This window comes from Streptomyces termitum, assembly GCF_014650175.1.
Classification (GTDB): domain Bacteria; phylum Actinomycetota; class Actinomycetes; order Streptomycetales; family Streptomycetaceae; genus Streptomyces; species Streptomyces termitum.
On the sequence record NZ_BMUL01000005.1, the window covers coordinates 296,809 to 320,585 of the forward strand.

General features: G+C 73.2%; 22 protein-coding genes. 19 read left to right on the top strand and 3 right to left on the bottom strand.

All coding sequences use genetic code 11. The features are described from left to right. Positions 1-29 precede the first annotated feature (29 nt). Both IE219_RS12340 and IE219_RS12345 read right to left on the bottom strand, forming a co-directional pair. Complete coding sequence (locus IE219_RS12340; protein WP_189976684.1) at positions 30-1,259, bottom strand: DUF349 domain-containing protein; 1,230 nt, start codon at positions 1,257-1,259, stop codon at positions 30-32. Between the two features lie 228 nt (positions 1,260-1,487). Further along, positions 1,488-2,240 (bottom strand): peptidylprolyl isomerase, encoded by a 753-nt coding sequence (locus IE219_RS12345; RefSeq protein WP_189976685.1) that lies wholly within the window; start codon positions 2,238-2,240, stop codon positions 1,488-1,490. Positions 2,241-2,394: 154 nt separating this feature from the next. Between IE219_RS12345 and IE219_RS12350 the strand changes: the two genes are divergently transcribed. From IE219_RS12350 to rpsD, 5 genes are all read left to right on the top strand, one after another. Further along, on the top strand, positions 2,395-3,102 hold the full coding sequence (locus IE219_RS12350; RefSeq protein ID WP_189976686.1) for an MBL fold metallo-hydrolase: 708 nt from the start codon (positions 2,395-2,397) through the stop codon (positions 3,100-3,102). 11 nt (positions 3,103-3,113) lie between these two features. Further along, positions 3,114-4,376 carry a histidine--tRNA ligase gene (hisS, locus tag IE219_RS12355; RefSeq protein WP_189976687.1) on the top strand — a complete coding sequence of 421 codons (1,263 nt, stop codon included), beginning with the start codon at positions 3,114-3,116 and terminating at the stop codon, positions 4,374-4,376. A 193-nt stretch (positions 4,377-4,569) separates the two neighbouring features. Then, positions 4,570-5,175 (top strand): vitamin K epoxide reductase family protein, encoded by a 606-nt coding sequence (locus IE219_RS12360; protein WP_189976688.1) that lies wholly within the window; start codon positions 4,570-4,572, stop codon positions 5,173-5,175. A 46-nt stretch (positions 5,176-5,221) separates the two neighbouring features. Further along, on the top strand, positions 5,222-6,574 hold the full coding sequence (locus tag IE219_RS12365; RefSeq protein WP_189976814.1) for a replication-associated recombination protein A: 1,353 nt from the start codon (positions 5,222-5,224) through the stop codon (positions 6,572-6,574). 369 nt (positions 6,575-6,943) lie between these two features. Next, positions 6,944-7,558, top strand: a complete 615-nt coding sequence (gene rpsD / locus IE219_RS12370; protein ID WP_189976689.1) for a 30S ribosomal protein S4 — start codon at positions 6,944-6,946, stop codon at positions 7,556-7,558. 36 nt (positions 7,559-7,594) lie between these two features. Here the strand turns inward: rpsD and IE219_RS12375 are convergent, their stop codons facing one another. Continuing rightward, positions 7,595-9,742 carry an ATP-binding protein gene (locus IE219_RS12375; RefSeq protein ID WP_189976690.1) on the bottom strand — a complete coding sequence of 716 codons (2,148 nt, stop codon included), beginning with the start codon at positions 9,740-9,742 and terminating at the stop codon, positions 7,595-7,597. A 174-nt stretch (positions 9,743-9,916) separates the two neighbouring features. On the opposite strand from IE219_RS12375, the gene IE219_RS12380 reads away from it, so the two are divergent. The 14 genes from IE219_RS12380 to nusB all read left to right on the top strand — a co-directional run bounded on the left by IE219_RS12380 (position 9,917) and on the right by nusB (position 23,549). Then, positions 9,917-10,348 carry a DUF948 domain-containing protein gene (locus IE219_RS12380; protein ID WP_189976691.1) on the top strand — a complete coding sequence of 144 codons (432 nt, stop codon included), beginning with the start codon at positions 9,917-9,919 and terminating at the stop codon, positions 10,346-10,348. Positions 10,349-10,354: 6 nt separating this feature from the next. Beyond that, on the top strand, positions 10,355-10,705 hold the full coding sequence (locus tag IE219_RS12385; RefSeq protein WP_189976692.1) for a DUF6167 family protein: 351 nt from the start codon (positions 10,355-10,357) through the stop codon (positions 10,703-10,705). After that, positions 10,705-13,374, top strand: a complete 2,670-nt coding sequence (gene alaS / locus IE219_RS12390) for an alanine--tRNA ligase (protein ID WP_189976693.1) — start codon at positions 10,705-10,707, stop codon at positions 13,372-13,374. The genes IE219_RS12385 and alaS overlap by 1 nt, the downstream gene beginning before the upstream one ends. A gap of 2 nt (positions 13,375-13,376) precedes the next feature. Further along, the gene (ruvX, locus tag IE219_RS12395; RefSeq protein WP_189976815.1) at positions 13,377-13,841 is read left to right on the top strand and encodes a Holliday junction resolvase RuvX; all 465 of its coding nucleotides are present in this window, start codon (positions 13,377-13,379) and stop codon (positions 13,839-13,841) included. 101 nt (positions 13,842-13,942) lie between these two features. After that, entirely contained in the window at positions 13,943-15,760 is a 1,818-nt protein-coding gene (gene mltG, locus IE219_RS12400; protein ID WP_189976694.1) for an endolytic transglycosylase MltG, read from the top strand. After that, positions 15,757-16,584 carry a shikimate dehydrogenase gene (locus tag IE219_RS12405; protein WP_189976695.1) on the top strand — a complete coding sequence of 276 codons (828 nt, stop codon included), beginning with the start codon at positions 15,757-15,759 and terminating at the stop codon, positions 16,582-16,584. Before mltG ends, IE219_RS12405 begins: the two co-directional genes overlap by 4 nt. 189 nt (positions 16,585-16,773) lie before the next feature. Then, a complete protein-coding gene (gene aroC / locus IE219_RS12410) occupies positions 16,774-17,958 on the top strand; it encodes a chorismate synthase (protein WP_189976696.1) in 1,185 nt (394 codons plus the stop codon). Further along, positions 17,955-18,473 (top strand): shikimate kinase, encoded by a 519-nt coding sequence (locus tag IE219_RS12415; RefSeq protein WP_189976697.1) that lies wholly within the window; start codon positions 17,955-17,957, stop codon positions 18,471-18,473. Before aroC ends, IE219_RS12415 begins: the two co-directional genes overlap by 4 nt. Next, on the top strand, positions 18,470-19,567 hold the full coding sequence (gene aroB, locus IE219_RS12420; RefSeq protein ID WP_189976698.1) for a 3-dehydroquinate synthase: 1,098 nt from the start codon (positions 18,470-18,472) through the stop codon (positions 19,565-19,567). The genes IE219_RS12415 and aroB overlap by 4 nt, the downstream gene beginning before the upstream one ends. After that, positions 19,564-20,025 carry a type II 3-dehydroquinate dehydratase gene (locus tag IE219_RS12425; RefSeq protein ID WP_189976699.1) on the top strand — a complete coding sequence of 154 codons (462 nt, stop codon included), beginning with the start codon at positions 19,564-19,566 and terminating at the stop codon, positions 20,023-20,025. The genes aroB and IE219_RS12425 overlap by 4 nt, the downstream gene beginning before the upstream one ends. A 377-nt stretch (positions 20,026-20,402) precedes the next feature. Continuing rightward, the gene (locus tag IE219_RS12430) at positions 20,403-21,293 is read left to right on the top strand and encodes an AAA family ATPase (RefSeq protein WP_189976700.1); all 891 of its coding nucleotides are present in this window, start codon (positions 20,403-20,405) and stop codon (positions 21,291-21,293) included. A gap of 90 nt (positions 21,294-21,383) precedes the next feature. After that, positions 21,384-22,496, top strand: a complete 1,113-nt coding sequence (locus IE219_RS12435) for a M24 family metallopeptidase (protein ID WP_189976701.1) — start codon at positions 21,384-21,386, stop codon at positions 22,494-22,496. Positions 22,497-22,542: 46 nt separating this feature from the next. Beyond that, positions 22,543-23,109: an elongation factor P gene (gene efp, locus IE219_RS12440; RefSeq protein WP_189976702.1), complete on the top strand. Its 567-nt coding sequence runs from the start codon at positions 22,543-22,545 to the stop codon at positions 23,107-23,109. Between the two features lie 2 nt (positions 23,110-23,111). Next, on the top strand, positions 23,112-23,549 hold the full coding sequence (gene nusB, locus IE219_RS12445; protein WP_189976703.1) for a transcription antitermination factor NusB: 438 nt from the start codon (positions 23,112-23,114) through the stop codon (positions 23,547-23,549). The last annotated feature ends 228 nt before the right edge of the window (positions 23,550-23,777 follow it).

The window sequence follows — 23,777 nt, forward strand, 5'->3', positions numbered from 1 at the left end:
CTTCTCGTACGGCTCTCGGGCCGGCGGGATCAGCCGCCGAACTCCTCCAGGCCCTTCAGCGCCTGGTCGAGCAGGGCCTGGCGGCCCTCCAGCTCCCTGGAGAGCTTGTCGGCCTTGGCGTCGTTGCCCGCCGCGCGGGCCGCGTCGATCTGCTTGCGCAGCTTCTCGACCGCGTCCTGGAGCTGCCCGGTCAGACCCGCGGCACGCGCGCGCGCCTCCGGGTTCGTCCGGCGCCACTCGGCCTCCTCGGCCTCCTGGATCGCCCGCTCCACCGCCTGCATCCGGCCCTCCACCTTCGGGCGGGCGTCGCGCGGCACGTGGCCGATGGCCTCCCAGCGCTCGTTGACGCCCCGGAAGGCGGCACGGGCGGCCTTCAGGTCCGTCACCGGCACCAGCTTCTCGGCCTCGGTGGCGAGCTCCTCCTTCAGCCGGAGGTTGTCGGTCTGCTCCGCGTCCCGCTCGGCGAAGACCCCGGAACGGGCCGCGAAGAAGACATCCTGGGCGCCGCGGAAGCGGTTCCACAGGTCGTCCTCGTGCTCGCGCTGCGCCCGGCCGGCCGCCTTCCAGTCCGCCATCAGCTCGCGGTAGCGGGCCGCGGTCGTCCCCCAGTCGGTGGAGTTCGACAGCGACTCGGCCTCGGCGACCAGGCGCTCCTTGGCCTTCCGGGCGTCCTCGCGCTGCGCGTCGAGCTGGGCGAAGTGGCCCTTGCGGCGCTTGGAGAAGACGGAGCGGGCGTGCGAGAAGCGGTGCCACAGCTCGTCGTCGGACTTGCGGTCGAGCCGGGGCAGGCCCTTCCAGATGTCCACCAGGGCCCGCAGCCGCTCGCCGGCCGCCCGCCACTGCTCGCTCTGCGCCAGCTCCTCGGCCTCGGTGACCAGGGCCTCCTTGGCGGAGCGGGCCTCGTCGGCCTGCTTGGCCTTCTGTACCTTGCGCTCCTCGCGGCGCGACTCCACCGACTCGGTCAGCTTGTCCAGCCGGGCGGCGAGCGCGGCGAGGTCGCCGACGGCGTGGTGCTCGTCGACCTGCTGCCGGATGTGCTCGATCGCCGTCTGGGCGTCCTTCGCCGAGAGGTCGGTGGTCTTCACCCGCTTCTCGAGGAGGCCGATCTCGACCACCAGGCCCTCGTACTTGCGCTCGAAGTAGGCCAGCGCCTCCTCAGGGGTGCCCGCCTGCCAGGATCCGACGACCTTCTCACCCTCGGCCGTCCGCACGTACACGGTGCCGGTCTCGTCGACGCGGCCCCACGGGTCGCTGCTCACAGCGCCTCCTCACCATGATGCCCTCGTCGGGTGGTGACCCCCGGGGCATCGTCCACAGTTCCTGGGCGGGCCTCGCCCGCCTTCCGCCGCGCGGCCGACGGATCGGGCCGCACTGCACAACGCCAATCTAGGCGAACGGCGGCCCGGCTGTCCGCACTCAGCGCGACCGAAATTCCACGGTCACGCGCGTGCGGACGCCGGACCGCCGCCCCAAGGCCCCGCCGGGCGTCACTTCTCGGAGACGGTCACCTTCTCCAGCGTGACCGGCTTCTTGGGGGCGCCGTCGCCCTGGCCGCCCGCGACGCCCGCCGCGCCGACCTTCTGCACGGCGGCCAGACCGGCCGCGTCCATGGTGCCGAAGGGGGTGTACTGCGGCGGCAGCTTCGAGTCCTTGTAGACCAGGAAGAACTGCGAGCCGCCGGTGCCCGGCTGGCCGGTGTTCGCCATGGCGACCGTGCCCGCCTTGTACGTGACCGAGCCGTCGGCGGCGGGCTTGCCCAGGCCGTCGAGGTTCTCGTCCGGGATGGTGTAGCCGGGGCCGCCGGTGCCGGTGCCCTCCGGGTCGCCGCACTGGAGGACGAAGATCCCCGAGGTGGTGAGCCGGTGGCACTTGGTGCCGTCGAAGTAGCCCTTGTCGGCGAGGCTCTTGAAGGAGTTCACCGTGCGCGGCGTCTTCTTCGCGTCCATGGCGACCGTCACATCGCCCTCGTTGGTCTTCAGGACCATCGCGTACGCCGCCCCGGCGTCGATCGACATCTTCGGCTCGCCCGTCTCGACCTTCGCCTCCGGGGCCTTCGCGTCGTCGCCGAAGAGCTTCATCGACCCGTACACCGCGCCGCCGGCGGCGAGGAGCACCGCGAGGGAGCCCGCGATCGCGATGGTGCGGCGCTTGGACCTGCGCCGGGCATCGGCCCGCCGCTGCTGCTGCCGTGCGTACTTGTCCCTGGCGAGCTGCCGCCGCCGCTGATCGCTGGTGACCACCGGGTCCGCTCCTTGTCGGTCGTGTGTTCCTGTCCTGGCCGGATGTGCCCGTACCGTATACGGGTTGGCTGTGGAATACGCACCGCCGGTAGGCTCTGATCTGCTGCATTCCACACCGTCGCAGCCCACTGCCGGACGAGACAGAAGGACGATCGTGCTGATTGCCGGGTTCCCCGCCGGGGCCTGGGGCACCAACTGCTACGTGGTCGCCCCCGCCGCAGGCGAGGAGTGCGTCATCGTCGACCCGGGCCACCAGGCCGCCCGAGGGGTCGAGGAGACGCTGAAGAAGCATCGGCTCAAGCCCGTCGCCGTGGTCCTCACCCACGGCCACATCGACCACGTCGCCTCCGTCGTGCCCGTCTGCGGCGCCCATGACGTACCCGCGTGGATCCACCCCGCCGACCGGTACATGATGAGCGACCCGGAGAAGGCCCTCGGCCGCTCCATCGGGATGCCGCTCATGGGCGAGCTGACCGTGGGCGAGCCGGACGACGTGCACGAGCTCACCGACGGGGCCGCGCTGAAGCTCGCCGGCCTCGACCTCACCGTCGCGCACGCGCCCGGTCATACCAAGGGGTCGGTGACCTTCCGGACGCCGGAGACCACGGAGGTCCCCTCCGTGTTCTTCTCCGGCGACCTGCTGTTCGCCGGCTCCATCGGACGCACCGACCTGCCCGGCGGGGACATGGACGAGATGCTCGAATCGCTGACCCGCGTGGTCCTGCCGCTCGACAACTCGACCGTCGTCCTGTCGGGGCACGGTCCCCAGACGACCATCGGCCAGGAGCGCGCCACCAACCCGTATCTGCGGCAGGTGGCCTCCGGCCCCGGGAGCACGGACGCTCCCCGACGAGGAATGTGACGAGAACCTCCGTGAGCACCTTTCAGGCCCCCAAGGGCACGTACGACCTGATCCCCCCGCGCTCCGCCGTCTTCCTGGCGGTCCGCGACGCCATCTCCGCCCAGGCGAGGAGCGCCGGATACGGCTACGTCGAGACCCCCGGCTTCGAGGACGTGAACCTCTTCGCCCGCGGCGTCGGCGAGTCCACCGACATCGTCACCAAGGAGATGTACACGCTCACCACGAAGGGCGGCGACCAGCTCGCCCTGCGCCCCGAGGGCACCGCCTCCGTGCTGCGCGCGGCCCTCCAGGCCAACCTGCACAAGCAGGGCAACCTGCCGGTCAAGCTCTGGTACTCCGGCTCCTACTACCGCTACGAGCGCGCCCAGGCCGGCCGCTACCGCCACTTCTCGCAGGTCGGCGCCGAGGCGATCGGCGCCGAGGACCCGGCGCTCGACGCCGAGCTGATCATCCTGGCCGACCAGGCGTACCGCTCCCTCGGCCTGCGCCAGTACCGCATCCTGCTGAACTCGCTCGGCGACAAGGAGTGCCGCCCCGTCTACCGCGAGGCCCTGCAGACCTTCCTGCGCGGCCTCGACCTCGACGAGGAGACCCTGCGCCGCGCCGAGATCAACCCGCTGCGGGTCCTCGACGACAAGCGCCCCGACGTGCGGAAGCAGCTCGTCGACGCGCCGCTGCTGCGCGACTACCTGTGCGACGCCTGCAAGGCGTACCACGAGGAGGTCCGCGCGCTGATCACCGCCGCCGGCGTGGTCTTCGAGGACGACCTCAAGCTGGTCCGCGGCCTCGACTACTACACCCGGACCACCTTCGAGTTCGTCCACGACGGTCTCGGCGCCCAGTCCGCGGTGGGCGGCGGCGGCCGCTACGACGGCCTCTCCGAGATGATCGGCGGCCCCGCGCTGCCGTCCGTCGGCTGGGCCCTCGGCGTCGACCGCACCGTCCTCGCCCTGGAGGCGGAGGGCGTCGAGCTGGACCTCCCCGCCGCCACCAGCGTCTTCGCCGTGGCGATCGGCGAGGAGGCCCGCCGGCTCCTCTTCGGCAAGGTCACCGAGCTGCGCCGGGCCGGCATCGCCACCGACTTCTCCTTCGGCGGCAAGGGCCTCAAGGGCTCCATGAAGGACGCCAACCGCTCGGGCGCCCGCATCGCCCTCGTCGCAGGCGAGCGCGACCTCGCCGAGGGCGTGATCCAGGTCAAGGACATGGAGTCCGGCGAGCAGCGCCCGGTCGCCCCGGACGCGCTCCTGGACGCCGTCCGCGCGATCCTCGGCTGACGGGGAAGCCCCGCACCACCCCGGGAGGGCCCGGCCGCCCCGCGCGGCCGGGCCCTTCCCGCATCCCGGCGGGACCTCCGGCCGCGCGAGGGGGTCCTCCGGCCCTTATGTCCGGCGAACGGACGACCGTATACCCCTTGTTGCAGAATGACCATGGCCACAAGGCCGGCGGACGAGGGAAGAGGCGGCGGGCATGACGAAGGCCGACACGGACACGGCGGGGACGATCGGCGCGAGCCGGGGCCTCGCCTGGCTCCTGGTGATCACCGGCGCGGCGGGACTCCTCGCCGCCTGGGTCATCACCCTCGACAAGTTCAAGCTCCTGGAGGACCCGAACTTCGTCCCCGGGTGCAGCCTCAACCCCATCGTGTCCTGCGGCAACATCATGAAGAGCGAGCAGGCGTCGGTCTTCGGCTTCCCCAACCCCATGCTCGGCCTGGTCACCTACGGCATGGTGGTCGCCATCGGCGTCGCCCTCCTCGCTGGCGCCCGCTACCGCCGCTGGTACTGGCTCGGGCTCAACGCCGGCACCCTCTTCGGCGTCGGCTTCTGCACCTGGCTCATGCAGCAGTCCCTGTACGAGATCAACTCGCTCTGCCTGTGGTGCTGCCTCGCCTGGACCGCGACGATCGTCATGTTCTGGTACGTCACCTCCCACAACGTCCGCACCGGCGTCCTGCCCGCCCCCGCCGGCCTGCGGACCTTCTTCGCCGAGTTCACCTGGATCCTGCCGGTCCTGCACATCGGCATCATCGGCATGCTGATCCTCACCCGCTGGTGGGACTTCTGGACCGGCTGACCACGCCCGCCCGCACTGTCGGCGGCGTGACCTAGGCTTCATGGACGTGGAGCCCGACCTCTTTACCGCAGCCGCCGAAGACCGCCAGGAGAAGGACTCGGCCGCCAGCCCGCTGGCGGTCCGGATGCGTCCCCGCACCCTCGACGAGGTGGTGGGCCAGCGCCACCTCCTCAAGCCTGGCTCGCCGCTGCGGCGGCTGGTCGGGGAGGGCGGCGGCCCGGCCGGCGCCTCCTCGGTGATCCTCTGGGGACCCCCCGGCATCGGCAAGACCACCCTGGCGTACGTGGTCTCCAAGGCCACCGACAAGCGCTTCGTGGAACTCTCCGCGATCACCGCGGGCGTCAAGGAGGTCCGGGCCGTCATCGACGGCGCCCGGCGCGCCTCCGGCGGCTACGGCAAGGAGACCGTCCTCTTCCTCGACGAGATCCACCGCTTCTCCAAGGCCCAGCAGGACTCCCTCCTGCCCGCCGTGGAGAACCGCTGGGTCACCCTCATCGCCGCCACCACCGAGAACCCCTACTTCTCGGTGATCTCCCCGCTCCTCTCCCGCTCGCTGCTCCTCACCCTGGAGTCCCTCACCGACGAGGACCTGAGCGGCCTCATGGACCGGGCCCTCGCCGAGGAGCGCGGCCTCGGCGGTGCCGTCTCCCTCGCCGGAGACGCCCGCGCCCACCTGCTCCGCGTCGCCGGCGGCGACGCCCGGCGGGCCCTCACCGCCCTGGAGGCGGCGGCCGGCGGCGCCCTCGCCAAGGGCGAGCCGGAGATCACCCTGGAGACCGTCGAGGAGACCGTCGACCGGGCCGCCGTGACGTACGACCGGGACGGCGACCAGCACTACGACGTCGCCAGCGCCCTCATCAAGTCGATCCGCGGCTCCGACGTCGACGCGGCCCTGCACTACCTGGCCCGCATGATCGAGGCGGGGGAGGACCCCCGCTTCATCGCCCGCCGCCTGATGATCTCCGCCAGCGAGGACATCGGCCTCGCCGACCCGCAGGCGCTGCCGCTCGCGGTCGCAGCCGCCCAGGCCGTCGCCATGATCGGCTTCCCCGAGGCCGCCCTCACCCTCAGCCACGCCACCATCGCCCTCGCCCTCGCCCCCAAGTCGAACGCGGCGACCAACGCGATCTTCGCCGCCCGCGAGGACGTGCGGAACGGCCTGGCCGGACCGGTCCCGGCCCATCTGCGCGACGGCCACTACAAGGGCGCCGCCAAGCTCGGCCACGCCCAGGGGTACGTCTACCCGCACGACGTGCCCGGCGCGATCGCCGCCCAGCAGTACGCCCCCGACGCCCTGCACGGCCGGCGGTACTACGAGCCCACCCGCTACGGCGCCGAGGCGCGCTACGCGGACGTGGCGGAGAAGGTCCGCGAGCGGCTGCGCGGCGAGGGCGGCTGATCCGCCCCTCCCGGCCGCCGCCCGCCCCCGGGCACGGGCACCCGGCGGGAGCCGGTACACTGGCCGGGACAGCTGCGTCCCGTGTCCGACCCCGGTCGGCGCCACCAGAGCGGGACAGTCAGCCGGAGCCCCGGCCCCCGGGCCGGAACTCCAGGAGCGTCGCGCACCTTCGAAGGTGTCGCGTGCCACCCACCACCCCCCGGATTCCCGGGAACGGCGGTGGGTCGTTCGCGTGCTGCACGTACGTGCCCAGACCGGGAAGCGGCTGCCCGACGGGTCCCTCGGGACCGGACGGGTTTTCCCGGCTGCGGATTGCGACCTCCCCTAACCCTGGTGAAGCCGTATTCGTACAGATAGAGAGGTTGGTTCATGACGAACCAGGCCCGCCCCAAGGTCAAGAAGTCGCGTGCCCTCGGCATCGCGCTGACGCCGAAGGCCGTCAAGTACTTCGAGGCCCGTCCCTACCCGCCGGGCGAGCACGGCCGCGGCCGCAAGCAGAACTCGGACTACAAGGTCCGTCTGCTCGAGAAGCAGCGTCTGCGTGCCCAGTACGACATCAGCGAGCGCCAGATGGCGCGCGCCTACGACCGCGCCAAGAAGGCCGAGGGCAAGACGGGCGAGGCGCTGGTCGTCGAGCTCGAGCGCCGTCTCGACGCCCTGGTCCTGCGTTCGGGCATCGCCCGCACCATCTACCAGGCCCGTCAGATGGTCGTCCACGGCCACATCCAGGTCAACGGCGGCAAGGTCGACAAGCCGTCCTTCCGCGTCCGTCCCGACGACGTCGTGATGGTCCGCGAGAAGTCGCGCGACAAGACCCTGTTCCAGGTCTCCCGCGAGGGCGGCTTCGCCCCCGACGGCGAGACCCCGCGCTACCTCCAGGTCAACCTGAAGGCCCTGGCCTTCCGCCTGGACCGCGAGCCGAACCGCAAGGAGATCCCGGTCATCTGCGACGAGCAGCTGGTCGTCGAGTACTACGCCCGCTGATCCGGCGCCGGCCGTAGGACCCGCCTCCGCGGTGCCTCAGCCCGCCGTCTCCCCGCCCGCCGCGGTGGGGGAGCCGGCGGGCTTCCGCGTTCCCGGCACCACCGGCCGCCGCGCCGTGCGGAACGGCCTCGGCGCCGCCGGAGCCCGGCCCGCCGCCCGCCCGCCGGCCAGCGCCCGCTCCACCGCCTCGTCCAGCGGCAGCCCCCGCCCGAGCAGGAACGCCTCCTCGTACCCCGCCGCCCCCAGCGCCTCCACGGCCCGCCCCGCGCACAGCACCCGGGGCCCCTCGAAGGAACCCGAGCCGAAGGACCGCACCCCCACCGCGTCCCAGGCCGCCAGCGCCGCGCCCTGGAGCACCGCCGCCTCCACCGGATCGCCCTCGTCGACCGTCACCAGCGCCAGCAGCTCCACCGCCAGCACCACCCCCACCAGATCGCGGAAGAGGTGGTCGACGGCCAGGCACTCCACCAGCAGCTCCCGCGCCCGGGCCAGCGCGCCCCGGGTCCAGGCCGCGTACGCCAGCACGTACAGCGCGTACGCCCGCGACCAGCGCTCCCCGCGCTCCTCGCAGACCTCCCGCACCTCCCGGCAGATCGCCACCGCCCCGTCCAGGTCGCCCCGGAAGGCCCGCGCCATCGCCAGCTCCACCCGGGCCATCAGCACATTGCTGTTCAGCTCGCCCAGCTCCCGGTAGCCCTCCAGGGCCCGGCCGAGCAGCTCCTCCGCGCGCGGGAAGTCGTCCGTGAGCAGCGCCAGACACCCCATCCGGTGCGTCGCGTACGCCTCCGCCAGCGGGTTCTCCACGGCCCGCGCCCGCTCCCGGCAGGTGTGCAGCGCGGCCACCGCCGCCGCGGCGTCGCCCTGCAGGATCGCCACGTAGCCCAGCACCCACAGCGCCTTCAGCCGGGCCTCCTCGTGCCCCGACTCCAGCGCCAGCGCCCGGTCCAGCCAGTGCCGCCCCTCGGAGAGCCGCCCGCAGCCCACCCACGCGAACCACAGGGTGCCCGCCAGGTGCTGGGCCAGGTGCGCGTCCTCCGGCAGCTCCAGCGAGAGGTCGAGCGCGGCCCGCAGGTTCGGCAGCGCCGCCTCCGTCCGGGCCGCCACCTCCGCCTGCCGGGGACTGAACCACTCCAGCTCGCACCAGGTGGCGAGCCCCGTGTACCAGTCGCGGTGCCGCCGCCGCAGCCGTTCGGTGTCCCCGAGCGCCGCCAGCCACTCCGCCCCGTACGCGGACACCGTGTCCAGCATCCGGTACCCCGGGCCCGCCGCCGTGTCCTCCCGGACCACCAGCGACTGCGCGAGGAGTCCGCCCAGCAGGTCGAGGACCTCCTCCGGCGCCAGCCCGGAGCCCCCGCACACGTACTCGGCCGCCTCCAGGTCGAAGGAACCGGCGAAGACCGAGAGCCGCGCCCACAGCAGCCGCTCGCCGGGCGTGCACAGCTCGTGGCTCCAGCCGATCGCGGTGCGCAGCGTCCGGTGCCGGGGGAGCACCCCCGGCCCGCCGTCGCCGAGCAGCCGGAAGCGGTCGTCGAGCCGGGCGAGGAGCTGCTCCACCGAGAGCAGGGGCAGCCGCCCGGCGGCCAGTTCGAGCGCGAGCGGGATCCGGTCGAGCCGCCGGCACAGCTCCCGCGCCGCCCCGTCCGCCGCGACGGCGGGCGCGCCGGAGCGGGCGGCCCGGTCGGCGAGCAGCGCCAGCGCGTCCTCCTCGGCCATCGGCGCCAGCCGCAGCACGGCCTCGCCCGGCAGCCGCAGCGGCCGCCGCCCGGCGGCCAGCACGGTCAGCCCGGGGGCCGCCGCGAGGAGCGCGCCGACCAGCGGGGCGACGGTCTCCACCAGGTGCTCGAAGCCGTCGAGGACCAGCAGCAGCCGGCGCCCGGAGAGGTGCTCGGCCAGGACCTCGGAGGGCGGCCGGAGGGTGTGGTCGGTCAGGCCGAGGGCCTCGGCGAGGGCATGCTCGACCAGGGCCGGATCGCGCAGCGGCGCCAGCTCCGCGAGCCGTACCTCGTCGGCGGAGCGTTTCTGCGCGGTGGCGGCGGCCTTCAGGACCAGCCGGGTCTTGCCCACCCCGCCGACCCCGAGGACGGTGACGAGACGGGACTCCGCCAGGAGCGCGGCCAGTTCGGCCCGCTCGCCGCTCCGGCCCACGAAGCGGGTGAGCTCCGCCGGAAGATTGCTGCGTCGCATGGGACACGGAGCGTACTCATCCGGCTGCTCCGCGTACAAACCGGGCGGACGACTCCCGGTCCCGCGGACGGTAATGCGGTACGGCGCGAGAGTCCGGGCGCGATAGGGTCGGAGGACTACTTTTCTGTGTGCGGAACCCCTGATGGCAGCCACGGCTGCGGAGAGCGGTGCGGAGTGACCGGTGGAGAGGTTGCCGGGATCCTGGTGGCCGTGTTCTGGGCGATCCTCGTCTCCTTCCTCGCCGTGGTGCTGGCGAGGCTGGCGCAGACGCTCCGGGCGACCACCAAGCTGGTGGCGGACGTGACCGAGCAGGCCGTTCCCCTGCTCGCCGACGCGTCGGCGACCGTCCGCTCGGCGCAGACCCAGCTCGACCGGGTCGACGCCATCGCCTCCGACGTCCAGGAGGTCACCGCCAACGCCTCCGCGCTCTCGACGACCGTCGCCTCCACCTTCGGCGGCCCGCTCGTCAAGGTCGCCGCCTTCGGCTACGGGGTCCGCCGGGCGCTGGGCCGGGACCGCGCGGAGGCACCGCCCGCCACCGGGCGCCGTACCGTGATCGTCGGCCGTACCGTGTCCTCCGCACGGCGCCGGAAGCAGAAGGGCTGAGCCGAGATGTTCCGCCGCACGTTCTGGTTCACGGCCGGCGCAGCCGCCGGCGTCTGGGCCACCACCAAGGTCCACCGCAAGATCCAGCAGCTGACCCCCGAGAGCCTCGCCGCGCAGGCGGCGAACAAGGCGGTCGAGGCGGGTCACCGGCTCAAGGACTTCGCCCTCGACGTGAGGGCGGGCATGGCCCAGCGGGAGGCCGAGCTGGGCGAGGCCCTCGGCCTCGAAGCGGCGCCCCCCGAGGGCCGCGAGCTCCCGGACCCCCGGGGCAGGACCGCCCTCGGCCCCGCCCCGCACCAGACCACGACCACGTTTTCGTCACGCACGATCTCGTACAACCGGAATGAGGACCACTGATGGAGTCGGCTGAAATCCGCCGCCGCTGGCTGAGCTTCTTCGAGGAGCGCGGTCACACCGTCGTCCCTTCGGCGTCGCTCATCGCGGACGACCCGACTCTGCTGCTCGTCCCTGCGGGCATGGTGCCCTTCAAGCCCTACTTCCTGGGCGAGGTCAAGCCGCCGTTCACGCGCGCCTCCAGCGTGCAGAAGTGCGTGCGCACCCCCGACATCGAAGAGGTCGGCAAGACCACCCGCCACGGCACGTTCTTCCAGATGTGCGGCAACTTCTCCTTCGGCGACTACTTCAAGGAAGGCGCCATCAAGCTCGCCTGGGAGCTGCTGACCACCCCGGTGGAGCACGGCGGCTACGGGCTGGAGCCGGAGAAGCTCTGGATCACCGTCTACGAGCAGGACGACGAGGCCGAGCGCATCTGGCGCGACGTCGTCGGCGTCCCGGCCGAGCGCATCCAGCGCCTGGGCATGGGCCCGAACTTCTGGTCGATGGGCGTCCCCGGCCCCTGCGGCCCCTGCTCCGAGATCAACTACGACCGCGGCCCCGACTTCGGCGTCGAGGGCGGCCCGGCCGTCAACGACGAGCGGTACGTGGAGATCTGGAACCTGGTCTTCATGCAGTACGAGCGCGGCGAGGGCTCCGGCAAGGACGACTTCCCGATCCTCGGCGACCTGCCCGCCAAGAACATCGACACGGGCCTCGGCCTGGAGCGCCTGGCGATGATCCTCCAGGGCGTCCAGAACATGTACGAGACGGACACCCTCAAGGTCGTCATCGACAAGGCCACCGAGCTGACCGGCGTCTCCTACGGCAAGACCCACGACTCGGACGTCTCGCTGCGCGTGGTCGCCGACCACATGCGCACCTCGGTCATGCTCATCGGCGACGGCGTCACCCCGGGCAACGAGGGCCGCGGCTACGTGCTCCGCCGCATCATGCGCCGCGCCGTCCGCAACATGCGCCTGCTCGGCGCCACCGGCCCGGTCGTCGGCGAGCTCGTCGACACGGTCATCACGACCATGGGCGAGCAGTACCCGGAGCTGGAGACCGACCGCAAGCGCATCGAGACGGTCGCCCTCGCCGAGGAGGCCGCGTTCCTCAAGGCCCTCAAGGGCGGCACCAACATCCTCGACACCGCCGTCACCGAGACCAAGGCCGCCGGCGGCACGGTCCTCGCCGGCGAGAAGGCCTTCCTGCTCCACGACACCTGGGGCTTCCCGATCGACCTCACCCTGGAGATGGCCGCCGAGCAGGGGCTGTCCGTGGACGAGACCGGCTTCCGCCGCCTGATGCAGGAGCAGCGGGACCGGGCCAAGGCCGACGCCAAGGCCAAGAAGACCGGCCACGCCGACGTCTCCGCCTACCGCGAGATCGCCGACACCTCCGGCGCCACCCGGTTCACCGGCTACACCAACACCGAGGGCGAGTCCACGGTCGTCGGCCTGCTCGTGAACGGCGTCCCCTCGCCGGCCGCCTCCGAGGGCGACGAGGTCGAGGTCGTCCTCGACCGCACCCCCTTCTACGCCGAGGGCGGCGGCCAGATCGCCGACCAGGGCCGCATCAAGCTGCACTCCGGCGCCGTCATCGAGGTCCGCGACGTGCAGCAGCCGGTCCCCGGCGTCTCGGTGCACAAGGGCTCCGTGCAGGTCGGCGAGGTGACCGTGGGCTCCACCGCCTACGCCGCCATCGACGTCCGCCGCCGCCGGGCCATCGCCCGCGCCCACTCGGCCACCCACCTCACCCACCAGGCGCTGCGCGACGCCCTCGGCCCGACGGCCGCCCAGGCCGGTTCCGAGAACCAGCCCGGCCGCTTCCGCTTCGACTTCGGTTCGCCGAACGCCGTCCCCGGCACCGTCCTCATGGACGTCGAGCAGAAGATCAACGAGGTCCTCTCGCGCGAGCTGGAGGTCCACGCCGAGGTCATGCCGATCGACGAGGCCAAGCGCCAGGGCGCCATCGCCGAGTTCGGCGAGAAGTACGGCGAGCAGGTCCGCGTCGTCACCATCGGCGACTTCTCCAAGGAGCTGTGCGGCGGCACCCACGTGCACAACACCGCCCAGCTCGGCCTGGTGAAGCTGCTCGGCGAGTCCTCCATCGGCTCCGGCGTGCGCCGCATCGAGGCCCTCGTCGGCGTCGACGCGTACCACTTCCTCGCCCGGGAGCACACGGTCGTCGCCCAGCTCCAGGAGCTGGTCAAGGGCCGCCCGGAGGAGCTGCCGGAGAAGATCTCCTCGATGCTCGGCAAGCTGAAGGACGCCGAGAAGGAGATCGAGAAGTTCCGCGCCGAGAAGGTCCTCCAGGCCGCCGCCGGCCTGGTCGACTCCGCCCGCGACATCCGCGGCCTCGCCCTCGTCACCGGGCAGGTCCCGGACGGCACCGGCGCCGACGACCTGCGCCGGCTGGTCCTCGACGTGCGCGGCCGCATCCCGTCCGACCGCCCGGCCGTGGTGGCCCTCTTCACCACGGTGGGCGGCAAGCCGCTGACGGTCATCGCCACCAACGAGGCCGCCCGCGAGCGCGGCCTCAAGGCCGGCGAGCTGGTTCGCACGGCCGCCAAGACCCTCGGCGGCGGTGGCGGCGGCAAGCCGGACGTCGCCCAGGGCGGCGGCCAGAATCCGCAGGCCGTCGGCGAGGCCATCGCCGCCGTCGAGCGCCTGGTCGTGGAATCCGCGTGACGATGCGCCGAGGACGGCGGATCGCCGTCGACGTCGGGGACGCCCGGATCGGGGTCGCCTCGTGCGACCCCGACGGGGTCCTCGCCACGCCGGTGGAGACCGTGCCGGGACGCGACGTCCCGGCCGCCCACCGGCGGCTCCGCCAGATCGTGGCGGAGTACGAGCCGATCGAGGTCGTCGTGGGCCTGCCCCGCTCGCTCAGCGGGCGGGAGGGCCCGGCCGCGACCAAGGTCCGCGCCTTCGCGCGGGAGATGGCCAAGGGCATCGCCCCGGTGCCGGTCCGGCTGGTCGACGAGCGGATGACCACGGTCACCGCGACCCACGGGCTGCGGGCCTCCGGAGTGAAGGCGAAGAAGGGGCGGTCCGTCATCGACCAGGCCGCCGCCGTGGTCATCCTCCAGAACGCCCTTGAGTCCGAACGGGTATCGGGTCGGCCTCCTGGTGAGGGCGTCGAAGCGATCATCTGATCGCGATACGGTAACGTTCCGCGCGATGTGGCGGCGTTCGAACAGCTGCCGCACTACGTAGAGGCGGATCGTCCGGAAGCCTCGCGGCTGGTTGGGGATCGATGACTGAGTATGGCCGGGGCCAGGGCCCCGAACCGTGGCACCCCACGGACCCCCTGTACGGGGACCAGGGGTGGGAGGGCCAGCAGCAGTACCACCCGCAGCAGCCGCAGCAGGCGACGCCGTACGCCCAGGACGGCCAGGGGTACCAGGACCCGTACGCCCAGCAGCACCAGGGCTACGGGGCCGACCCGTACCAGCAGCAGGCCGCCTACCAGCAGCAGGGCTACCCCGACCCGCACGCCCAGGGGTACGGGAACCAGGCGCACAACCAGGTCTACGACCAGGCGTACGACCAGACCGGCTGGCAGCAGCAGGGCTACGACACGCCCGGCCAGCCCGCACAGCCGTACGACGCCACCTGGGAGACCGGGCAGGCGGCCATGGCCTACCAGGCGCCGCCCGCCGATCCGTACGGCGGGCAGCAGCCCGACCTCTACGGCACCCCCGAGGCGTACCCGCCGCCCCAGCCCCCCGGCCGGCGGCGGCGCCCGGAGCCCGAGCCGGTCCCCGTGGAGGAGGAGCCGGAGGAGTCGCACCCCTTCTTCACCGGCGACGACCGGGACGACCGCGCCGACCGGGGCCGCCGCGGCGACCGGGCCGGGCGCGACGGCCGCGACGACGGCCATGACGACGAGTACGACGACGGCTACGACGGCTACGACGAGGAGCCGTCCGGGCGCCGGGGCCGCCGCGGCGACGACCGCGAGCGCCGCGGCAAGGCCAAGAAACGCAAGGGCAAGAACGGCGTGGCCTGCCTCGTCGTCGCCCTGGTCCTCGGCGGCGGCATCGGCGGCATCGGCTACTTCGGCTACCAGTTCTGGCAGGGCCGGACCGCCCAGGCCCCGGACTTCGCGGGCGGCGGCAGCGGCGAGATCCAGGTCGAGATCCCGAAGGGCGCCTTCGGCAGCGACATCGGCAACATCCTGAAGAAGGCCGGCGTCGTGAAGAGCGTCGACGCCTTCGTCGCGGCCCAGAACAAGAACCCCAAGGGGCTCTCGATCCAGGCCGGCGCCTACACGCTGAAGAAGGAGATGTCGGCGGAGAGCGCCGTCTCCCTCATGCTCGACCCGGTCAGCCAGGCCAACCTGATCATCCCCGAAGGCAAGCGCAACGCCTGGGTGTACGAGCAGATCGACACCCGCCTCGGCCTCAAGCCCGGCACCACCAAGGACCTCGCCCACAGCCAGGCCGGCTCCCTCGGCCTGCCCGACTGGGCCAAGAACCACAAGGACGTCAAGGACCCGCTGGAAGGATTCCTCTTCCCCGCCAGCTACCCGGTCGCCAAGGGCTCCAAGCCCGAGGACGCCCTGAAGAAGATGGTCAGCCGGGCGACCCAGGAGTACGCGAAGCTGGATCTGGAGGGCAAGGCGACGGCGCACGGTCTGAAGGGCCCGTGGGAGCTGCTGACCGTCGCGAGCCTCGTCCAGGTCGAGGGCAAGTACAAGCACGACTTCGACAAGGTCGCGCGGGTCGTCTACAACCGCCTCAACCCCAGCAACACCCAGACGGTCGGCCGGCTGGAGTTCGACTCCACGGTCAACTACCTCAAGGGCCAGAGCACCCTCGACGTCGGCTCGGTCGACGACATGCGGAAGATCAAGGACCCGTACAACACCTACGACGTGAAGGGCCTCATCCCCGGGCCGATCAGCAACCCCGGCCTGGAGGCCATCAACTCCGCGCTCGACCCGGCGGAGGGGCCCTGGCTGTACTTCGTGTCGATCAACGAGAACAAGACGGTCTTCGCCGTGACGAACGAGGAGCACAACCGCAACGTCGAGGAGTACAAGAAGGAACGGGAGAAGTCCGGCCAGTGAGCACCCAGCACCGGGCCGCCGTCCTCGGCTCACCGATCACCCACTCGCTCTCCCCGGTCCTGCACCGCGCCGCGTACGCGGAGCTCGGCCTCGACGACTGGTCCTACGGCCGCTTCGAGCTCGACGAGGAGGCCCTGCCGGGCTTCGTCGGCGCACTCGACGGCTCATGGGCCGGCCTCTCGCTGACCATGCCGCTGAAGCGGGCGATCATCCCGCTGCTCGACGAGATCAGCGACACCGCCGCCTCCGTGGAGGCCGTCAACACGGTGGTCATCGGCGAGGACGGCCGCCGGACCGGCGACAACACCGACATCCCCGGCATGATCGCCGCCCTGCGCGAGCGGGGCGTCGAGAAGGCGGAGTCCGCCGCCGTCCTCGGCGCCGGCGCCACCGCCTCCTCCGCGCTCGCGGCCCTCGCCCGGATCTGCGCGGGCCCCGTCACCGCGTACGTGCGCAGCGAGGCGCGGGCCGCGGAGATGCGCGTCTGGGGCGAGCGGCTCGGCGTGGACGTCCGCACCGCCGCCTGGGAGCGGGCGGCGGAGGCGTTCGACGCGCCGCTGGTGATCGCCACCACCCCGGCCGGCACCACGGACGCCCTGGCGGCGGCCGTCCCCGACGCGGCCGGCACCCTCTTCGACGTCCTCTACGACCCCTGGCCCACCGCCCTCGCCGCCGCCTGGTCCGAGCGCGGCGGAAAGGTCGTCGGCGGCCTGGACCTCCTGGTCCACCAGGCGGTCCTCCAGGTCGAGCTGATGACCGGCGCCGCCGAGGCCCCGCTCGCCGCCATGCGTGCGGCCGGGGAGGCGGCGCTCGCCGCCCGCTGACCCCGCCCGCCCCGCCACGCGCCCCCGGCCTCCCCGTATAAGGGGCGGACGAGGGGCGCGATCAGCGTCCGTAGACCGGACAGGTGCCGGGCCGGAGTCCCGGACGTGGGAGGATCGTGGACGGCGGGCCAGGGCCGCGCACCCGGGCCGCGTCGTCGCAGTGCCCAGGCGCGAGCATGAGGAGCATCGTTGAGCAGGTTGCGTTGGCTGACCGCTGGGGAGTCCCACGGACCCGCGCTGGTCGCGACGCTGGAGGGTCTTCCCGCCGGCGTCCCGGTCACCACCGAGCTGGTGGCGGACCACCTCGCGCGGCGGCGCCTCGGCTATGGACGGGGCGCCCGGATGAAGTTCGAGCAGGACGAGGTCACCTTCCTCGGCGGCGTACGGCACGGCCTGTCGCTGGGCTCGCCGATCGCCGTCATGGTCGGCAACACCGAGTGGCCGAAGTGGGAGAAGGTCATGTCGGCCGACCCGGTCGACCCCTCCGAGCTCAAGGAGACCGGCCGCAACGCGCCGCTGACCCGGCCCCGGCCGGGCCACGCCGACCTCGCCGGCATGCAGAAGTACGGCTTCGACGAGGCCCGCCCGATCCTGGAGCGCGCCAGCGCCCGCGAGACCGCGGCCCGCGTCGCCCTCGGCGCCATCGCCCGCTCCTTCCTCAAGGAGGCGGCCGGCATCGAGGTCGTCAGCCACGTCGTGGAGCTGGCCGCCGCCAAGGCCCCGTACGGTATCTACCCGACCCCCGCCGACGTCGAGAAGCTCGACGCCGACCCGGTCCGCTGCCTCGACGCCGACGCGTCGAAGGCGATGGTCGCCGAGATCGACCAGGCCCACAAGGACGGCGACACCCTCGGCGGCGTCGTCGAGGTCCTCGCCTACAACGTGCCCGTCGGCCTCGGCTCCCACGTCCACTGGGACCGCCGTCTCGACGCCCGGCTCGCCGCCGCCCTCATGGGCATCCAGGCCATCAAGGGCGTCGAGGTCGGCGACGGCTTCGACCTCGCCCGGGTGCCCGGCTCGCAGGCCCACGACGAGATCGTGCGCACCGAGGACGGCATCAAGCGGACCTCCGGCCGCTCCGGCGGCACCGAGGGCGGCCTCACCACCGGCGAACTGCTGCGCGTGCGCGCCGCGATGAAGCCGATCGCGACCGTCCCGCGCGCCCTCGCCACCGTCGACGTCGCCACCGGCGAGGCCGCCGCCGCCCACCACCAGCGCTCCGACGTCTGCGCCGTCCCGGCCGCCGGCATCGTCGCCGAGGCCATGGTCGCGCTCGTCCTCGCCGACGCCGTCGTGGAGAAGTTCGGCGGCGACTCGGTCCCCGAGACCCGCCGCAACGTCCAGGGCTACCTCGACCACCTGCGCATCCGGTGACCGGCGGACCCCTGGTCGTCCTCGTCGGCCCGATGGGCTCCGGCAAGTCCACGGTGGGCGCGCTCCTGGCCGAACGGCTCGGCGCGCCCTACCGGGACACGGACGCCGACATCGTCGCCGCCGAGGGCCGCGAGATCTCCGACATCTTCGTCGAGGACGGGGAGGAGCGCTTCCGCGCCCTGGAGAAGGCGGCCGTCGCCGCCGCCGTCGCCGAGCACGAGGGCGTCCTCGCCCTCGGCGGCGGCGCCGTCCTCGACGCCGGCACCCGCGCCCTGCTGGCCGGGCTGCCCGTCGCGTACCTCTCCATGGACGTGGAGGAGGCCGTGCGCCGGGTCGGGCTCGGCGTGGCCCGGCCGCTGCTGGCCGTCAACCCCCGGCGGCAGTGGCGGGAACTCATGGACGCCCGCCGCCACCTGTACGAAGAAGTCGCGCGTGCCGTCGTCGCCACCGACGCCCGCACCCCCGAAGAGGTCGCCGAGGCGGTCCTCGACGCACTGGAGCTGAAGGACGCATGAGCACGGACCAGGAACCGACCCGCATCCGGATCGGTGGCAGCGAGGGCACGGAGCCGTACGAGGTGCTGGTCGGCCGGCAGCTGCTCGGCGAGCTCGGCGGCCTCATCGGCGACAAGGCCCGGCGGGTCGCCGTCATCCACCCCGAGGCGCTCGCCGGCACCGGCGAGGCGCTGCGCGAGGACCTCGCCGAGCAGGGGTACGAGGCCGTCGCCATCCAGGTGCCGAACGCCGAGGAGGCGAAGACCGCCGAGGTCGCCGCCTACTGCTGGAAGGCGCTCGGCCAGACCGGCTTCACCCGCACCGACGTGATCGTCGGCGTCGGCGGCGGCGCCACCACCGACCTGGCCGGCTTCGTCGCCGCGACCTGGCTGCGCGGCGTCCGCTGGATCGCCGTGCCCACCACCGTCCTCGGCATGGTGGACGCGGCCGTCGGCGGCAAGACCGGCATCAACACCGCCGAGGGCAAGAACCTCGTCGGCGCCTTCCACCCGCCGGCCGGTGTCCTGTGCGACCTGGCCGCGCTGGAGTCGCTGCCGGTCCACGACTTCGTCAGCGGTCTCGCCGAGATCATCAAGACCGGCTTCATCGCCGACCCGGTCATCCTCGACCTGATCGAGGAGGACCCGCAGGCGGCCCGGACGCCCGCCGGCCCGCACACCGCCGAGCTGATCGTCCGCTCCATCCAGGTCAAGGCCGACGTCGTCTCCGGCGACCTCAAGGAGTCCGGCCGCCGCGAGATCCTCAACTACGGGCACACCCTCGCGCACGCCATCGAGAAGAACGAGCGGTACAAGTGGCGGCACGGCGCCGCCGTCTCCGTCGGCATGGTCTTCGCCGCCGAGCTCGGCCGCCTCGCCGGCCGCCTCGACGACGCCACCGCCGACCGGCACCGCGCCGTCCTGGACTCCGTCGGCCTGCCGCTCACCTACCGGGGCGACCAGTGGGCCAAGCTCCTGGAGACGATGAAGGTGGACAAGAAGTCCCGCGGCGACCTGCTGCGCTTCATCGTCCTCGACGGACTGGCCAAGCCCGCCGTCCTGGAGGGCCCCGACCCGGCCGTCCTCGTCTCCGCGTACGGGGAGATCGCCGGATGAGCGGTACGGGGGAGCCGCGCCGCGTCCTGGTGCTGAACGGGCCGAACCTCGGCCGGCTCGGCTCGCGCGAGCCCGACATCTACGGCGCCACCTCCTACCGGGGGCTCGTCGAGTCCTGCGGGAAGCTCGGCGGCGAACTCGGCTTCGCGGTCGAGGTCCGGGAGACCAACGACGAGGGCGAGATGATCCGCTGGCTGCACGAGGCGGCCGACGGGCGGATCCCGGTCGTCCTCAACCCCGGCGCCTTCACGCACTACTCGTACGGGATGCGGGACGCGGCCGCCCAGCGCACCGCCCCGCTGATCGAGGTGCACATCTCGAACCCGTACACCCGCGAGGAGTTCCGCCACACCTCGGTGGTGGCCGCCGTCGCGACCGGCACCATCGCCGGCTTCGGCATCGGCTCCTACCGCCTCGCGCTGCGCGCCCTCGCCGAGGAACTCGCCGCGGAGGGCTGAACGGCCCCGCGTGCCCGGCCGGCCGGACCCCCACGGGGCCCGGCCGACCGGTCGCGCACCCCGGGGGCCGTACGCGTACGCCGCCGGGCCCCCGGCCGTACGCGCTCCGCTTCGGCCGGTACGGGCTCCGCCTCGGCTCGTCCGCGCCCCCCCGCGAGGGCGCCGGTACGAGGGAGCCCGCCCATGGACCCCGGGCCCGTACGCGCCCCGCGCGGTTCCGGTTCCGCGGGCGTGCCGCGCGGCCGGGGCGGGGCGGGCACTTTCCGCGGGGTCCGGGGCGTTCCCCGAGCGGGGGGACGGGGCGGTAACGTTTTGGCATCCCCGGACGACCGGGACGCAGACCGACGCACCAGGCCGACGAGACGGAGTGGCACCGGATGCAGCACGCAGTGGGGGCACCGCTGCCACCGCCCGAACGGCCGGACACGGCCGCCGGACACGGACCCGTACCCCCGCCCCCGCGGACCGCGCCCTATCCGGGCCCGCCGCCCGGCGCGCCCGGCGGCCGGCTCGGCGTGCACCCGGCCGTCCGGCCCGGTCCGCCCCCGGCCGGCGGCGGACCGGGCTGGGGCGGCGGCGCCACCGGCCCCGTGCCCCCGCACGGCACCGGCCCCGTGCCGCCCCCGTACACCGCCGCCCCCGCCCACGCCACGGGCGCCGTCCCGCTGCCCCCGCCCGTCCCGGTCGCCGACCACGGGCCCGGCACCGGCGCCACCACCCTCGCCGTCCTGCTCATCGGACCGGCCGGCGCGGGCAAGACCACCGTCGCCCGGCACTGGGCGCGCCGCCGGCCCGTCCCCACCGCCCACATCAGCCTCGACGACGTCCGCGAATGGGTCTGCTCCGGCTTCGCCGACCCCCAGTCCGGCTGGAACGAGCACTCCGAGGCGCAGTACCGGCTGGCCCGCCGCACCTGCGGCTTCGCCGCTCGCAACTTCCTCGCCAACGGCATCTCCTGCATCGTCGACGACGCCGTCTTCCCCGACCGGCCCGTCGTCGGCCTCGGCGGCTGGAAGCGGCACGTCGGCCCCGGCCTGCTCCCGGTGGTCCTCCTCCCCGGCCTGGAGGTCGTCCTGGAGCGCAACGCCCAGCGCTCCGGCAACCGGCGCCTCTCCGACGAGGAGGTCGCCGCGATACACGGCCGGATGGCCGGCTGGTACGGCTCCGGCCTCCCGATCATCGACAACTCGGCGCTCGACGTGGAGGCCACCGCCCGGCTCCTCGACGAGGCCCTCGCCCGCGCGATAGCCGCCCCGCCCGCTCCCTAGGGAACCGGCGGGGCACCCCGGGAGGGCGGCGTTCCCCGGTCGGACGCCGCCGACGGGCCGGGGCGCGGACCGGCTCGTAGGCTCGAAGACATGTCACAGGTGTATGCGGACCGCCGGATCAGGCTGCGCGACCGGTGCGCGGCAGCGGGCAACGCGGCGGCCCTGGTCTCCCGCCCGGCGAACGTCCGCTATCTGACCGGCGGGGCGCCGCCCGGAGCCGTCCTCCTCGTCGGCCCCGAGCCCGGCGCCGACGTGCTCCTGCGGCCCGCCTCCGCCGAGGGCGACCCCCTCGACGGGCGGCTCGACGAGGTCCTGCGCCAGCAGCGCCTGCCGCTCGGCGGCGGGGACCCGGCCGTCGCCGCCGCCCGGCTCGCCCGCGGCTTCGGCGCCGACGGCCTCGCCGTCGAGGAGCACGACCTCACGGTCGCCCGCCACCGCAGCCTCACCACCGCCGCCCCCGGCCTCCGCCTCGCCGACCTCTCCTGCGCCGTCGAACAGCTCCGGGTCGTCAAGGACGAGGACGAGATCGCCTGCCTGCGGATCGCCGCCGAGATCGCCGACCAGGCCCTCGGCGAACTCCTGGAGTCCATCCTCGTCGGGCGGACCGAGCGCCACCTCGCCCTGGAACTGGAGCGCAGGCTCGTCGACCACGGCGCCGACGGGGCCGCCTTCCCCACCTCCGTCGCCACCGGCCCGCACTCCGGCCGGCGCGGCCACCGCCCCACCGACCGCCGGGTCGAGGAGGGCGACTTCCTGTCCGTCTGCCTCGGCGCCGACTACCGCGGCTACCGCTGCGAGATCGGCCGCACCTTCGTCATCGGCACCGCCCCGGCCGACTGGCAGATCGAGCTGTACGAGCTCGTCTTCGCCGCTCAGCGGGCCGGCCGGGAGTCCCTGGCACCCGGCGCGGAGTACCGCGACGTGGACCGCGCGGCCCGCCAGATCCTGGACGCGGCGGGCCACGCGGCGACCGCCGTACCCCTCACCGGGCACGGGGTCGGGCTCGAAATCGACGAGGACCCGCAGTTGTCCCCCTCGGCCATGGGTAAACTGGACGCTTGTGTGCCGGTCACCGTCGAACCGGGAGTCCACCTCCCGGGCCGGGGCGGGGTCCGGATCGATGACACGCTCGTCGTGCGCCAGGAGGCGGACGGCGGACCCGAGCTACTCACCATCACGACCAAGGAGCTGCTCGCCCTCTAGGCGCGCGAGGCTCCCGGTCCACGTCAGTCCAGGAGATTCCGCAACCGTGGCTTCCACGAACGACCTCAAGAACGGCATGGTGCTCAAGCTCGACGGGGGCCAGCTCTGGTCCGTCGTCGAGTTCCAGCACGTCAAGCCCGGCAAGGGCCCGGCCTTCGTGCGCACCAAGCTCAAGAACGTGCTGTCCGGCAAGGTCGTCGACAAGACGTTCAACGCCGGTGTCAAGGTGGAGACCGCGAACGTCGACAAGCGCGACATGCAGTTCTCCTACATGGACGGCGACTACTTCGTCTTCATGGACATGGACACGTACGACCAGCTGCACATCGACCGCAAGGTCGTCGGCGACGCGGCCAACTTCCTCATCGAGGGCTTCACCGCCCTGGTGGCGCAGAACGAGGGCCAGGTCCTCTACGTCGAGCTGCCGGCCGCCGTCGAGCTGGTCATCTCGGAGACCGAGCCGGGCGTCCAGGGCGACCGCTCCACCGGTGGCACCAAGCCCGCCACCCTGGAGACCGGTCACCAGATCCAGGTCCCGCTCTTCATCACCACCGGTGAGAAGATCAAGGTCGACACCCGCACCAGCGACTACCTCGGCCGGGTGAACAGCTAACCGTGGCCGCCCGGAGCAAGGCCCGCAGGCGGGCCTTCCAGATCCTGTTCGAGGCCGACCAGCGCGGCACTTCGGTGCAGGAGGTCCTCGCGGACCAGATCCGGCTCCACCGCGCCGACGACCGTCAGCCGCCGGTCAGCGAGTTCACCATGCAGCTGGTCGAGGGGTACGCCCCCTACACGGCCCGCATCGACGAGCTGATCGCCACCTACGCGGTGGACTGGGACCTCGACCGGATGCCGGTCGCCGACCGGAACATCGTGCGCCTCGCCGCGTACGAGCTGATCTGGGTCGACGACATCCCGGACGCGGTCGCGATCGACGAGGCGGTCCAGCTCGCCAAGGAGTTCTCCACGGACGACTCCCCGGCCTTCGTCAACGGCCTCCTCGCGCGCTTCAAGGACCTGAAGCCGCGCCTGCGCCGGGACGCGGACGCCTAGGGCCTGTCCCGGCCCTTCCTGCCGGGGCCGGCCGGACAGGTCCCGGTCCCGTCCCTCACGGCTCGTCGAAGGGGCCCGCGGCATCCCCGATGCCCGCAGGCCCCTTCGCGTGCGCCCGGCCGCCCAGAGGACCCGTTCCGGCGCCGTACGGGCAGGGAAAACCGCCGGGCCCGTGGCGTCGGAAAGACGTCCACGGGCCCGGCGGCACGTTTCTGCAGTGCGGGGGAG